The sequence below is a fragment of the Melioribacteraceae bacterium genome (genome assembly GCA_019638015.1).
In the GTDB taxonomy this organism is placed as follows: domain Bacteria; phylum Bacteroidota; class Ignavibacteria; order Ignavibacteriales; family Melioribacteraceae; genus JAHBUP01.
Map to the genome: position 1 here is coordinate 2,285,346 of JAHBUP010000001.1, position 15,527 is coordinate 2,300,872.

At 32.6% G+C, this 15,527-nt stretch carries 12 protein-coding genes; all 12 read right to left on the reverse strand.

Annotated features, from left to right (window positions below; all coding sequences use genetic code 11):
* Positions 1–285: 285 nt before the first annotated feature.
* Positions 286–954 (reverse strand): T9SS type A sorting domain-containing protein, encoded by a 669-nt coding sequence (locus KF816_09825; protein MBX3008311.1) that lies wholly within the window; start codon positions 952–954, stop codon positions 286–288.
* A 50-nt stretch (positions 955–1,004) separates the two neighbouring features.
* Positions 1,005–6,407 carry a hypothetical protein gene (locus tag KF816_09830; protein MBX3008312.1) on the reverse strand — a complete coding sequence of 1,801 codons (5,403 nt, stop codon included), beginning with the start codon at positions 6,405–6,407 and terminating at the stop codon, positions 1,005–1,007.
* 22 nt (positions 6,408–6,429) lie between these two features.
* On the reverse strand, positions 6,430–7,176 hold the full coding sequence (locus KF816_09835; GenBank protein ID MBX3008313.1) for a WecB/TagA/CpsF family glycosyltransferase: 747 nt from the start codon (positions 7,174–7,176) through the stop codon (positions 6,430–6,432).
* On the reverse strand, positions 7,160–8,248 hold the full coding sequence (locus KF816_09840) for a glycosyltransferase family 4 protein (protein ID MBX3008314.1): 1,089 nt from the start codon (positions 8,246–8,248) through the stop codon (positions 7,160–7,162). The genes KF816_09835 and KF816_09840 overlap by 17 nt, the downstream gene beginning before the upstream one ends.
* A gap of 6 nt (positions 8,249–8,254) precedes the next feature.
* Entirely contained in the window at positions 8,255–9,391 is a 1,137-nt protein-coding gene (locus tag KF816_09845) for a glycosyltransferase (GenBank protein ID MBX3008315.1), read from the reverse strand.
* Positions 9,381–10,490 carry a glycosyltransferase family 4 protein gene (locus KF816_09850; GenBank protein ID MBX3008316.1) on the reverse strand — a complete coding sequence of 370 codons (1,110 nt, stop codon included), beginning with the start codon at positions 10,488–10,490 and terminating at the stop codon, positions 9,381–9,383. The genes KF816_09845 and KF816_09850 overlap by 11 nt, the downstream gene beginning before the upstream one ends.
* A 182-nt stretch (positions 10,491–10,672) precedes the next feature.
* Complete coding sequence (locus KF816_09855; protein ID MBX3008317.1) at positions 10,673–11,941, reverse strand: flippase; 1,269 nt, start codon at positions 11,939–11,941, stop codon at positions 10,673–10,675.
* 130 nt (positions 11,942–12,071) lie between these two features.
* Positions 12,072–12,443 (reverse strand): nucleotidyl transferase AbiEii/AbiGii toxin family protein, encoded by a 372-nt coding sequence (locus KF816_09860; protein MBX3008318.1) that lies wholly within the window; start codon positions 12,441–12,443, stop codon positions 12,072–12,074.
* Entirely contained in the window at positions 12,440–13,036 is a 597-nt protein-coding gene (locus KF816_09865) for a type IV toxin-antitoxin system AbiEi family antitoxin domain-containing protein (GenBank protein MBX3008319.1), read from the reverse strand. Before KF816_09865 ends, KF816_09860 begins: the two co-directional genes overlap by 4 nt.
* Before the next feature lie 190 nt (positions 13,037–13,226).
* Positions 13,227–14,048, reverse strand: a complete 822-nt coding sequence (locus tag KF816_09870) for a C-GCAxxG-C-C family protein (protein MBX3008320.1) — start codon at positions 14,046–14,048, stop codon at positions 13,227–13,229.
* A gap of 91 nt (positions 14,049–14,139) precedes the next feature.
* Entirely contained in the window at positions 14,140–14,625 is a 486-nt protein-coding gene (locus KF816_09875) for a hypothetical protein (protein ID MBX3008321.1), read from the reverse strand.
* A gap of 193 nt (positions 14,626–14,818) precedes the next feature.
* Positions 14,819–15,454 carry a GNAT family N-acetyltransferase gene (locus tag KF816_09880; protein ID MBX3008322.1) on the reverse strand — a complete coding sequence of 212 codons (636 nt, stop codon included), beginning with the start codon at positions 15,452–15,454 and terminating at the stop codon, positions 14,819–14,821.
* Between the last annotated feature and the right edge of the window lie 73 nt (positions 15,455–15,527).

Here is a 15,527-nt window from a genome sequence, read left to right on the forward strand (position 1 = left end):
AAATTGTCTATCTGTGCAGTTAGGCAGTCAGCCTAAATGCTTCAATATTTCAAAGAACGACTAATAATCTTTTTTAGATAAAAACTTAGCGGAATTTTCGTGGCGAAAAGATAGGTTTTAATTAGGACCGGTCTAATGTTATTTTGACAATTTCTTTCTAAAGCTCAAAAAATGTTTCATTGGCTCTCTAGAAACAATTCTAGACAGATTTGACTATCCGGATTTTATTTTGACTATCCAGATTTTATGTAGATTGTATGGCAACTCGGACGAGTTGCCATACAATTATTTCATTAAAATAAATTTCCTTGTCTGAATAAAATTGCCGCTTTGCAGTTTATAAAAATAAACTCCGCTTGTTAAGTTTGGCCCATTTTCTGTATTACTGGAATTAAACTTCACCTCGTAATTGCCCGCCAGCTGTGGCTCATTTACCAGTGTGGCTACTTCTCTGCCTAAAACATCATAAACCTTTAACACTGACAGGGATAACCCTATCCCTACATTGGGGATTGAATATCGTATTGTGGTTATTGGATTAAACGGATTTGGATAATTCTGGTGCAAAATAAACTCTGTTGGGAACTTTTCTTTTTCATCAATAACACTTGATAATAAATCAACTACTATGGTATCTGAGTATTCCTTTTTACCATCTATATCTATCTGTTCAAGTCGGTAGAAATATTTATCTTTAATTGGAATAGCTGTATCCCAAAATTCATAATGTTTTGGAGAGAAACTGTTTACGTGTCCCAATACAATTCCCAACTCTTCCCATTGGAATTCCTCATTGGAACGTTGAACACTGAACCCATAGTTATTTGTCTCTGTTGCAGTTCCCCATTGAAGCCATATCGTATCACCGATAGCAAAAGCTCTAAAATAAATTAGCTCAACCGGAAGTGTTCCCTCCTCTTTCTGAGCAATTATTTCAACCGAAAATATTGACATGAATAAAATGCACAAAGCCACTAAAGAACAATATTTGTATCGAACTCTCATCACCTTACTATAGAGAACTTTTGAATCACCGTCTCAATTTTACTATCCTTTTTTATACCCAGCTTATAGAAGTAGGTACCGTTAGCAATTAAATTTCCATCGGCATCCCTTCCATCCCAAAATATTGAATTAAGACTTGTTTTTAATTCAGAAGAGTTCAACTTGATCTCTTTAATTAGGCGCCCGGCCACAGTAAATATATTTATGAACATCTCTTCAGGCAGTTGAGTTAACTGGAAGGTAAAGTAGGTATAATCTTTAAATGGGTTCGGGAAATTATAGGTATTAAGAAGTTTCATCTCTTTCTGTACAATAAATCTAATCTGATAACCGCCATCATTAATGTTGCCCGATAAATCCCTTCCGCTAACCGATAAAATATGTTCCCCCTCTTCAATAACCGGTTGATACTTAAATATTACTTTTCTCTGAATTGTATCGTAACTAATATTATCAAATGATGAGTAGTAGATTCTATTATTATCCAAATAAAACTGAACCGCGGAGGTATCATGAACCGGAAAGTTGCCCTGATAATCCAGTTCGGCGGTAATAAGTGGCGCATATGAAATGTAGTCATCATTCAATATTTCGTTACCGTCGAATAACACTCTTATTTTTGCCGAAGCTACTGATGTAGCTTCATCTTTCTTAACATAAAATGATCTCTTAAAACTATTATTATCCTTGAACAGCTCTCGTATTTTATTTTCTTTATCAACTGTGATGTTAAAACTCATCTCACCATAACCGTCACTGTTATTGGAATTATAGGTATAAGAAAAATGTTTTTTAGAATAAGGATCAATTGATGATATAGTAGTATCCTTTAACACTTTTTTTGAATTATCGGGTTTAATCAATTCAAGTTGCAGTGAAACATTTTCGGCTTTAGTTTTTCCCGCATTTACTACTGAATAAAAGAGCTGAATATTATTGCCTTGCTTGACTGAATCACTGCTGAGATTAACGACTTGATAGTTCAGTCCAAGTTCAGGAAGAGTTTTATAATTTACTCCTATACTTTTAATTGTAGGACTTTCGAAGAGAGGACTGGCGGCAAAACCGGTTTTTAATTTAATCTTGGGATATGTTTTGTAATCTATAGAAGAAATATCAATCGACTTTTCCGTAAGATTTATATTGGTTAAAGTATCAACAGTGCCATCATCTTTAATTCCGAGAGGTGTAATAGTTATTGTTGAGTTTGATGGTAATGTATAATCCAAATTTATAGTTTCCCAGCCAGTTGATTGACCTATTAGAGGAAAGATAGCGTAACCATTTTGTTGTTTCACCAATTTTGAAATTTCGACAATTGCCGGTCCTTCAAAATGCTTTTTATAAGATTCCGGAACAGTGCCGACTGGGGCTCCCTTTTTCCCAATCATAGCCCATGACTCTCGATATCTAACGTCATCTATAAATTTGCTTCCCAAAGCTTTAATTGCATTTCTAACGGCGCTTGGTGGAGAATAATTTAATACTGATTGAGCTCCATCATCACATATCGCTACAATAACAGTCTTACCTTCCGGTAAAGAATTAATATAATTGATGAGCGCTGTTGAAGTTTCAGTCATTGTTTGTGGATAATTATAATACTTTATATTATTAACAGTAAGTGTATATTGATCAACCTCGGCAGTAACAATTCCCCAGAAAAAAGTATTTGGCAGTTTTTCTTCACCACTTCTTAAAACTGAAGCAAATTTTCCATCATTCCCACCGGCTGAGGTAATTCGAAGCACAACATTTCCTTTTGCTAATTCCCATTCTTTTGTTGTTTGATTAAATATTAATCCCATTGGGTTAATATCTTTTTCTCTAAAATCAGATCCCATAAACCAAGTGTAATTATTATTAGAGACAAACGAGTTTAGACTCGACCAATCATTTCGAGAACTTAATCTACTTCTCCACCAATATCTTTTATCATTTTGAAGATTGTTTAATTTTATTTCTGTAAAAAGGGAATCAAATGAATGAGTCGATTCTTGAGGGTTGTTAAAGCTCTCGTTATCGACGATTGAAAGAAGGAGCTTCTCATCATTATTGTCCATTTTGTCAATAGGATTTAATAAAAGAATTGATTCCCTATTTGAATTGTAATAATCATCATTTTCAAGAGCTCTTAAATTAGTAGAATGAACATTAAACTCTATTTGCGCGCTGTTATCCTCTTCTGACAATTCCTCAATTTTATTTGCATTATCCAATTCAATCTTAATTGTATGGACCCCAATTTTACCTGAAACTGGAATATCTTTAATCAGTTCACAGTTAAAGAGCGGAGAGGCTATTTTAGTTTTTAACTCATAAATTATTGTTCCATTGTAAGTATCAGTAATAATTATATCCAAGGAATCAGCAGGGACCCGGCCCAAATTTTTAATATCAAATTTTATTTTCGTGAATTGATCCAGATCGCTTGGGTTAGAATTTGGAAGAGAAATGTTACTATTTGTGATTTTGTAATTGGGTTTTGAAGGAAGAGCAAAATTTATGATCGGGTCACCAAATAATAAATTGCAATAATTAAATACACGATTAACCTCGGAGGAACCATAATCGGTGAGCATTTTCATTTTTGCGGCACTATGAGCTTTTCCAATTATTGTAATGTTATCTATAAGTAATTTTTCATAAAATAATTTTGGGAATAAGAGTGAAGTACTCAGATAACCATAGCTTGAATTACCAAAATAAGCTATTGCCTGGCCATCGGTTGATCCGCTCGTAAATGACTCACCGAAAGCGTTAACATCAGGTTCAGCGAATCTGCCGGTTGAGCATCCAAAATCAGTAATTAAAGGGAGTCTATCGTTATAATAATTTTTTAAGTCTAATACTGTAGTAATTCCATTATCCCAGGTTTGTGTACCGCTATGACCGAGATAAGAAATGAATAATCCCCCATCAGATACAATATCATTAAATTCCTTGAGTCTAACAGGTCCAAAATTACTCACCGGATTTATAGTTTTGTAGAAATGAAATCCATTACCCCCTACCGGCTCATTCTTCACGTATTTATCCAGCACAAACTGGTTAGTGCTTTTTATCTGCTCAAGCTCAGAAGGTTTTGTCGGATCACCACCGCTAAAAAATAAGAACTGTTTATTCCACTCATCAAATCCTCTGCTTATATAACTCTTATGTTTATTTAAATAGTGATTGACCTGCTGGTTGTTTTCGGCGGGGATTCGTCCAACATACATTTGAGGAATATTCGGGTTTAAGCTATCCCACATAACATACCAAGAATCGCTAACCGGCATTCCAAATGATGGCACTAAATCTTTTTTCCTAATTGCGGGAGCCGGAGTTACAACATCTCTAAAATCATAATTCGCATCTCCAATTATCGTTAAATATGATGGAGCCGGAGCCTGCCAATTTGAGTAAGCGGTCATCAAAAAATCGCGGATAGCTTCGGCGCTTTTTAATCCATAATTAAACTCATCATAAATATCGTTAACGAAAAATAATTGCGCTCGGATACCATATTCTTTTGAAATAAAATCTTTGTAAGCATTTGAGGAAGAAGCTAATGACGGGTGTGTGATTATTATATAATCGGCTCCTCTTGATCTATCTCTTAGATTTGCAAAATATTTTTTATATGCCAGTTTCGGTTTCTTAATTAATGATTTCTTAACTATATAGTACTCATCCCCCGGGCTCACATTATCTGTAAATATTAATGTTTTAATTGAAGTACCGATAAGCTTAAATCCAGTAATTTTTTTAAATGAGGGCTTTAGCTTGTAAACAGATATATCTTCAAAGGGTGAGTTAATATTAGTGATCTTTATAATTTTATTGCCGCTTACAATATCCTCTCTAATTCTAACTGTGATAGAATCATTCTTAGCTACATTAAAGCGTGGATAATCAATATCAATCCAATCAACTAAAAACTGGTGAAATGCCGCAGTGGTAGGCATACCAAACACTCTAAAAGTATTAGTACCATTAACCATTGTATTGGTGTTAAATGAAGCACTAAGATTTACGGTGCTCAGGTAGTCATATGTAATTGATTCTTGTACAGTTGAAGAGTTTAAACTTACACCCGTTTTATGTGCGTTCTGCTGAATATTGGAAGCGTTGCTTATGAGTCGGACTATAGTGTTTACATTTTGATTTGGTACAATATCACTTGCGGTAAAAGTGCGCGGAGTATTTCCGGAGGCTCCCATAAAGAACCATGTCCACACTTTATTTTCCTGGTAAAAAGGAAGATTAGTTCTAGGAGAGACAGAATCATAATACCACAATCTAACATCCTGCTCCAAATGTATTTTAGCAAGATGAGTATTGATTGTATCGGTGACTATGCCATTAAATGAATTATCGACAAAAACTCTATTTCCCTCATCGCTGTGCCATGTAAGCCATACAAATGCAGTATCGGAATATCGATCCATATAGTTCAGATATTCATCTCTAGACTTAACTATTGTTCTATAATTTAGGGAGCCATAATTTTTTTCACCCCAAAATTCGATATAATCGCCCGGGTCAAAAGTATTATCATTTTCACCACTTACATAGACCTCTCTTTGTTTCCCTTTGAAATAGATTTTAAACGATTTAGGATTTATCCCAAGTGTGCTAACGCCTAAATTATCTAAGTCTTCTTTTGTGATGCGATAGAGGCCATCTTGACTTATAGCATATTTAATATATTCATTAGACTTATCGATCCAATCACCATCATCATGAATATCATAATTGGGAATCGAGCGGAACTCATCGGCTGAATCATAGTTAATAATTAATTGGGATAATTCTTCATCGAAGTCACTTTTAGAACGTTTTACACTACTTATCTTACCCAGTGAAGTGTAGTTAATTTTTAATGTGGCTTCGGTTAGGAAAGATATTTTTCTCTCTTTCCAATTATAAGAATGAGTATTTACTTTAATGATAGCGCAATAATAATCTCTAACCCAACTGTAACCTATTAACTCAATATCTGTATTCGGGTATTCATCGGAGCTAAAAGCAGAAGCGCTTAATTCAGTTTCAATTTCTTGATAAGTGGAATCGGAAGTTTTCATTAACTGGGGATTAGCAGCCGGTTCAATATCCAATATACTTTCAAGTTTCCGTTCAGTGAGCTCAACATTAATTTTAGAATTTGGAGGGATAGCAACATATATATTTTTAGATGGGAGAGCAGGATAACCGGGATAAGAGGCGTCGATGAATTCACTGTATGAGGCAATTTTTCGAGAACCTTTTTCAATTACGCTAAATATCGGTTGATGAAATCGTAGTGAAAGCTGAAGCCCATTATTGATATTAGTATTACTATCAAGAATTGTTTGCGAAAGTATCGCACCATTAATGATGAATAGGATAAAAAATAGACTTCGGAAATAATCTTTCATATAATTTTTGATAAGTTAACTTTTACTTCACATTACTAATTTTCAATTTAGCAATTCGAAATATAAATAAAGGTATTCCAATTAAATATCTCTTCCAAAGGCGGCGGGGTTCGGAGAACACTCTAAAAATCCATTCTAAACCTAATCTCTGAAGAATTACTGGTCCCCTTCTTCTTTTACCTGCTAAAAATGAAAAGATATCTCCGACCGCTTGAATAACCGGTACATTTAATTTCTTACAATGGTTACTTATCCATACTTCCTGCTTCGGCGATCCCAAACCTACCCATAGGATATCCGTATTGGAGTTATTAATAATGCTAATTAAATGTTCCTCTGATAAATTGTTGTAGCCATTGTGCATTCCACTTAGATTCAAGTTGGGATATAATTTTAGAAGATTACATTTAACTAGTTCTAAGTAATCAGTTGTGGACCCCAAAAAGAAAATGGACCATCCCCTAATTTCACATTCCCTTAAATAATTTAATGCGTGATCAGTCCAGTTAAATCGTTTTATTTTTTGTTCACCGATGAATCTGCACGCTAACCAGATACCAATTCCATCCGGATGAATTATTTCAATATTATTAATGAGTTTTGTTAGATAGTTATCTTTATAAGTTAAATTGAATATAAAGTGATTTAAATATGCTATTCTAATTTTTGTCCGATTTAATATTGCTGTTTCATTTAACAAAATGAGTCTCTTAAAATTAACATCTGAAACTCCAACTCTGCCAATAGAGTATTTATTTGGAAGTATCACCAACTAAATCCTCATAGATTTTTATTAGTTCATTACAATATTCATTGGGACTATTTAACTTAGATACTTTCTGGAACAGATTTTCCCCGAGTTTTTTTTGTAATTCTGTATTATTGAGCAGGTAAACAATTTTGTTGTAGAGATCATCAACATTTCCGGGTTCTACGAGCAGGCCATCAACTCCATCTTCAATAAATTCTTCAATGCCACCGGTTCGTCCACCAATAAAAGGTTTTTGGGCTAAACCTGTCTCGAGCATAACGAATGGAAATGGATCAATTCTAGATGGGAGTACTACAATATCCGCAATAGAATAATAACTTGATAAATCTATTTGAGGACCATAATAATTCAATATTTTTTTCGCTGGATATATATTATTGAATTCTTCCGGTGACATATCTCCTACTACCATAAATAATATTTTTTCATTATGATTTTCTATTTTTTCAATGACCTGCATTAATATGTCAAATCCTTTTACATAATTAATTCTTCCAACAAATAGTAGTATCCGTTCACATTCGTTAATACCTACCTGTTCTTTTGTTTTTTTTAAAGTTGTAACATCTTGTGTATCGAACAGTCCTACATAATTATAAAGTTGAAATACTTTTTGCCGAGGTACATTATATTGATTTATTATTCTTTTTTCTACTTCCTTACTTACAGCAATAATTTTGTGAGATTTGAAGCTGAGATGCTTCCACCCCTCAACCATACTATGAATTGTTGAAATAGTATTTACATTAATAATTTTACTTAAAATATAAGCAATCAGTTCAGGATAGCGGTGATGAGTATGGATGAGATTAATTTTATTTGCTGAACAGTATTTATATAATAGAATCAACTCCTTTAATAATTTATAAGGATTTTTATTACCCCGCATAAAGTCAATATAATCAACTCTAACATTCAATCCTTTTAATCTATCTACTGAATCGCCATTATTTGTAATGATAAAGATATTGAGTTCTTTTCTTTGACTGAGTTCTTTTAATAACAAATAAACATGCATGCTAACACCGCAAGCATAATTGAAATCGGGAGATATGTGAAGAATATTCATTTTAATTTACTTAATAATATTTTCATACAAATCTTCAAAATAATTTTTAAATAGAGTCATATTGTACTTTTGTTTTAACACTCTATTTCCATTCTTTCCTAAACTTAACCTAAATGCTTTATCATCGATTAGTCTTTGCACTGATAATTTACCTGCTTCAATATTTCCCTTAGGAAATACTAACCCGCAATTGTTTTCAACCAATATTTCTTTTGCTCCCCCTACATCAGTTGAAACTATAGGTATAGAATTAGCCATCGCTTCCCAATAAGTCAATGGCAAACCCTCCCAATCGGAAGTGAATAGAATGATATCGAAACAATCGAAATTGCTTGGTGCATTTTGTACATATCCGTAGAATCTGCAATTATCGCTCACATTAAGCTGCGCAGACAGTGACCTCATGTCATTTAATAAGGGACCTTCACCAAAAAAAACAAAGAACACTTTTTCTCCTGAGTTTAATAAACTTTGCAATATTTTTAACGCATTGTCCATTCTCTTTTGAATTTCCATTCTTGCTACTACTCCAACAATGAAATACTCACTTTTTAGTCTAAGTAATTCTTCCTTCACAGAAATATTCTGAACATTCTGATTGACTGGAATGAAACCATTGTAGTACACTTCAACTCGAGGGAATATCTTTGTTTCAGATTCCAATAATCTTTTGCTACTCTCTGATGGAGTGATCGCTAAATGAACTGATTTGGTATAAACAATTATTAAATGGATTATTTGCAGAATTAATCTTTCGATTAGGTTATGATAAACAGAGGATAAAAATAAACCATGATAGTTAAATATGAGTTTAGTTTTGAGAAATATGTTAAGTAAACCGGAAAGAATATATGGTTTTATAAGATGTGCTTGAATAATATCCACATTTTCTTTTATTATAACTCTATAAAGTTTTCTAATACATAGTAGAGATAATCTCTTAGATAATTCCGGAATAATATAATATCTAATGCCTAACTGTAGCAGCTTTGCCTTAACAACCTCACCACCTTGGAAAATTAGAATCTGCTCATACTTTGTGGGATCAACTGAGTTAAACAGCATCAATAAATGAGTAAAAACTCCATCCGATTCACCGGTGATGCGGTCACATATATGGCAGATTTTAATTTTAATTTTCAATTAAGTTCTCATAAATCTTATGATACTGATCTGAAATTCTTTCCCAATTTAATGAATAATAAATCTCCCTGGCATTTTTTGAAATTAAACAATAATCGTATTTATCAGTTTGACTATTATTTATTATTTGTGTTAACTCATTCGGTTTATTATGATCATATACAAAACCATTATAACCAGTCGTTATGTATTTGGAGATACCAGTATTGGTTGATACTATCGGTATAATTCCCATTGCCATACACTCTGCCACAAAAATGGGAAAAGTATCAAATGATGTAGATTTAATAACAATGTTTTTGTCCATCATAAATTTTATGAGATCAGTTTTAGTCATTAATTTTATGCGGGTAATATTGAAGTTCGCATTTTTGATTTGGTTGGGATCAACTTCCCCGATTATAAATAATTCAAATTTAATTTTAGGATTAACACAATTTAGTGAATCAATTACTATGTTTAAGCCCCTATCCACTGATAAATCAGAACCATTATAAAATACAATTTTCAGATATTGCCACTGACTTATATTTTCATAGGCGTCATAAAATTCAGCATCAATACCATTGTCAATTAATTCATATTTCAAAGGATTTTTGCCATATATCTTATTCATTAACTTTTTTTGCTCATTGGTATAAAAACAAATAAGATCAGAATAATTGATTTCAAGCCATTCCAAAACGATATCTTTAATTTTCCCCTGTTGAAATAACTGCAGACCACTTAGTCTAATCTCATGTCTAAGCACAGCATGTTTTGTTACAACAAGGGAGGATTTAAAAATAAATTTATACAAATAAATAGGAATAATAAATCTCTCTGAATTGACGATATGAATAATATTGGGCTTCTCTTTGATTAAGAATAGAAATAAAGCGATAATCCCTCTTCGCTGAATTTGGCCCTCTTCATATTCTGTTTTACCAAACAATTTTGTTAGAATACTTATTCTTTCGTTTGGTACTTTAAAGAAATGCGTTAAAAAGTAGACCTCTTTTTCCTTTTTTTTAAGTTCGGTAAACAATCTCTTCGCAACTTTTTCAGGTCCGGTCAATAATTCGCCGAAATTATATTTCCCAATTAAAACAATTTTCATATTTCTATTTATAGCTTATACCGAATACTATAATTATGTGTTTAATTAGATTTTTACACATCTTTTTTCATCTATTTGAAAAAAAGAATTAACAAATTTGAGCCATCATATAATTTAAATTTTGGATATGCAAAATAATCTCATTCGTCTTATCTGCTTCAAAAAAAATACTTTCTATTAAATCAAAAGATTTCTTTTTCAAAAAAGAAACCCTTCTTAAAAAGATAGATTATTACGCAAAATGCTATACATAACTCTGTAAACAGCATTGTTATCGAGGCACCGATTTCTTCATAAACGTGAATTAATAAAAAAGCTGTAACTATACTTAGAGCCGCAGCGGATGACATGATTACTGCTAGCACTTTAGCCTGCCCCATATTTAAGATTGATTGCATCCCGAATAAATTGCTTATGAAAATTATAAAAGGTAAAAAAGAGAGTATTTTTAATATAATAACTGAACTCATATATTCAGATCCAAGTAAAATTATTACAATTTCTTTGGAGAAGAAGAACATAAGGGAGCTTATTATAAAGCTTAGCAATCCAACAGATTTGAATGAACGAATAACAAATCTGTAGGCTCTTGCTCTATCAGTATTAAATAAATTTGAGAGATGAGGGTACACACCCAGGATAAAAGGATTTAATAAACCCTGAACTGCTAACCTAATTTTATCTGCGGCTGAGAAGTAACCAACAATAATGTTGTTTGTTAATAATCCCAATATAAAAATATTTGATGTGGTGTAAAGATTAACCGAGATGTTAGATAAAAACAATACTCCCCCTTCCCTAAACTGTTCCTTTAATTGAGATAATCCGGGAACCACTAATTTGATCTTATATCTAAAGACCATTAAGAAAAATAGCAGGCATCCTATTGCAAACCAACTGATGCTGTTTAAATATGCCAGTAGAACATAATCACTTGGCGATGTGACAATTGCGAAGATAGATGCCACCCAAATCAATTTAACAATAAAAGTAACGAGGGCTATACTTTTTGTGTTCTCGATTCCCTGGAAATAGTAAGTAGGCATTATTAGAGATCCGAAGGTAAAGATAAAACTTGCTATATACAGCTCTGATTCTTTAGAGAAACGTTGAAAGGAAAAAAGTAATATGGTGAATATTAAAATCGATATTACAAACAAAAGAATCTTTACAGCATAAACAGAGGAAATAATTTTTGAAAGTCGTTGTCTATCATTTCTATGAATAGAAATTTCTCTAACTGCTGATAAATTAAAACCATAATCGGTGATGAGCACAAAATAGCTTATAAATGCAGCGGCAAAACTGACCAGTCCAAATTTTTCTACTCCAAGAACCCTTACTAGATAAGGAAAGGTAATTAACGGGAATAAAAAGTTAAGAAACTGCAGGGTTCCTAAGGATAAAATATTAGATATTAGAAGTTTATTTCGCCGGAATAGTTTGAGCAATCATTGACCCATTTTTGATTTCAAAATACTATATTTTTTTTTAGAAAAGTAGTGTGCGCGGTGAATCAAGCAGTAAGAATTTAGAAGCTAGGGAAAATAGTTCGGTCAAGAAATTGTTTATGACTGCTAATTAGATTAGGAAATGATCCTTGGCTTTTATCTCTTGCCAAATAAACTTCTTGGGATTCCAGATTAGATTATTTTCTGAAAGAATAGGTTCTATAAAGGAATGAAGTTTCTCAACATCATTTGATAAAAAGGAGCCAAGGAAATCAATATCTTTTGTTGGACGTGAACGGCTAATATCATGGGCGATAAATAGTAAGGCACCTTTTAGAATCAGGTGGTTAGAATAAATTGATTTGGATAGACGAAAAAGAAAACGTTCTTGCATGTATTGACGTAAAACGCTTTGGTATTCTTTTGCGGTTTGAGTAGAAATATTTCTTAAGCGTTCTTTAACAGAAGCGGCTATATTTTTTATTTCTGTCCGTTCTTTCATGATAGAATCGCTTTGATCATCGGTTCCATTTTTTTCTTAACCCCGCAAATTTCAGAATATTTTAGAAGTTTAGTGATATTCATTTGTTTTCTTTTCTTGAGATATTCTTTGAGTGATTCAATAGCAACATCTTCTCCGAGTTTATTCATATAACGGAAAAGATCTCCGATAGTTTTTTCTTTATTATAAATTTTTATTATACCACTCTTTGTTTTAATAATTTCAATACCATCTTCATAGTAGCTGTCGGCAAAATAATAGACTCTTGTAGGAGGATAGCGAAGTACAAATTTATCGGTATTATTAGGAACTGCTACATATACTTCCGATGGATTGATCGTTGTTAGATCATAATATGATGCCGCGGAGAGAAGACATATAACGGCTTTCTTATTTGAATTACAAACATCAGCAAAGCTTCCATGTTCATCCCAAGGAAACTCAACTAGTTTATACAGCCCCGGTCTAACCTTTTCAATAGTTTTTTCCTTAACAGCTTTTGCAATATCGCGTGTTTGGATTCCGGCTTCCCGGAGTTCTTTCATCCGTGAATAACCGTTATTCTTCTCAAAGATTTCGATGATTTTTTTCATTAGTTCATATATTGAATCGTTTACAAGGTAAATATACAACATTTACCTTGTAATTGATTCTTTTTTCTTAGCAAGCATGAAAGATTTTGAAACTTATCTTACCCTCTTTTGAGGTTCATAGTAATATGAATATGGCTAAAGAAATGTATCTGATAACTTAAAAATTCATAAGTATCAAAGATTTTACAGTCTACAGGTTTCCCAATAGTGTAATTAATCTACTGCAGCCCCCATTCTTAATGAAATTTGAATGCTCATCTATTGTTCTGAATTGCATGCCACAAATTTTTGAACACTCAATTTTATAATCTGTTTCTGCAAAAAATATTTCTTTTATCTTCTCCAAATCCGGATCACTTAATGAATATCTATAATTATTTTCTTTCACTTTTGATAAGGTTTTCATCCAGATTGCAGCCCCTAAAGCTCCGCAGGCATTTCCGCTTAAACCAAATCCACCTGCGAACCCGGCAACCATCACTATTTCTTCTCTACTACCTCCCATTCTTCGTATAACTTCGGAAGCACAACTAATAGGGGTTTCACTTAAATCTGACAATTGTTTTTCGAGCCCAATTTTTGAAGATTGAATTGCCTCAGGCGTCCATTTTTCTGCTAACTTAAAACATTTGATTGGCTTTCCGCTTATCAAATATTTCATTAGACCATATTTACTATTAAAATCACAATCGGTGATAATAGAACAATTAGCACTACCCGCACTGTCAATAAATGATTCTAAGATAGATTGAGTTGCAGTTATAGCTTGCGCAATTGCGAGTTCATTATCCCCATATCTTCGATAAGATTCTGCGCCTATCGCTAAAGAGGAGCCCCAAAGCATTCCGCATTGATAACCTTCTTGTGATAATCCTCCAGCGAGCGGATCAGAAGCACGTTCTTCATTATCTTTTGGATAACCGAATTCACGATTTAAGAGATAGAAGAAGGTGTGAGAACAAGCACCCTTCTTAAGAAAAACTTTTTTGGTATCATTTTTAATTGTCTTCAATAGATAAGATCCAATAATTAGTTTCAAAATTATGTAGTAATATTTTGTACCATTTGATCAATGTATGTGAAATGAGATTACAAAATAGTTATTAGATCAGAACAGAAATAAAGAAAAGAAGTATTATAAAACTCATACTAACCTGAAAGTAATAATTCGATACATATAGCCCGCTTAAGATCAATAGATCATCATTTGTTTCTGAAAATATTAGTCCGCTTGTGAAAGAACTTGTATAATTTATTTTAATTCCCTCAGAATTCAGTACAGTCCATTTTGTACCACTAAAATTATCATACTTCCAGAGATATGATTCATCTTTAATAGTTAAATAAGCTTTTGTCATAAGACCACTGAATCTAATCGTACCAATTACTTTATTTGTTAGATTATCAACAATGTCGATATTTTGTTTAAGAAAGCCTCTTTTAATAAAAGTGTATTCTTTCCTATTTAATGAGCCCATCGCAGAATTAGAAAACAACTTTTCTTCCAGTGTTCCGATCAAATCTTCATTTGAATAGATGCTATATAACTCAGAAAACAAATTTTTCCTCCAATAATAATTGGTGCTCATAATTATCCTCTTTATTTATCTTCTGTGACCGGAGAAGATTTTCTTTTATGGTTACAAAATATCGGAGTTAATAAACTGCCGCAAATTAAGTATTTATTAAGAAGACCTTGACTATTATTTTATTGGCGAGCTTATCGATCGACTGTGCCGATTTATCCATCTTTTAAGAGGGATCTTCCAACCAAAATAGCGGCTAAGGTAATTTATCTATTTGAAGTTCATAGACATAACTATCCCCAGAAAACCCCGAATATTCTTTTTGTAAGGGAGAATAAAACTCCCCTTTTACCCTAAAACCAAAATGTTCATAAAATCCATAATTACACTCCTTATCGGTATCAAGTGTAACCCGATTTACATGTTCATTTTTACATTCTTTGATAAATTCATTCATCAGCACTTTTCCATATCCTTTTCCCTGAGCACGTTGCATAACTGCAAATAAGTTCACTTCATTATCTCTTGTCGGTTCAACTCTTCTGCGGTTTGTTTCATGTTCGGCCATAATATTGAGATAGTAAAATTTCTTTTTCAAGCTTATTCCTTTAACTAATAAAAGTTGGATCAAAAAGCTTAAACTGCCAAGAATTCCGGAGTAACCGCCGTTAATTAATTTTTTTGAACCACATTTACCAAATAAAAATCCTTTTACTATTCCCTCTTCTTCTACGACAATCGCAAAATTGCTGGCTGAAAGACTTCCGCCAACATAAACTTTTTTAAATAGTGCCGACAAATTGGAAGGGAGAAATCTACCATCAAAATTCCAGACGTCATTTACAATTTCAGTGCATTTTTCAAAATCTTTCTGTTCGTATTTTCTGATCATTTAATTTCTCTTTTATATAAATGATTTTAAGAATGCTTCCTTAGGATTTGATTAGTCGTTTAAGATGGATGGG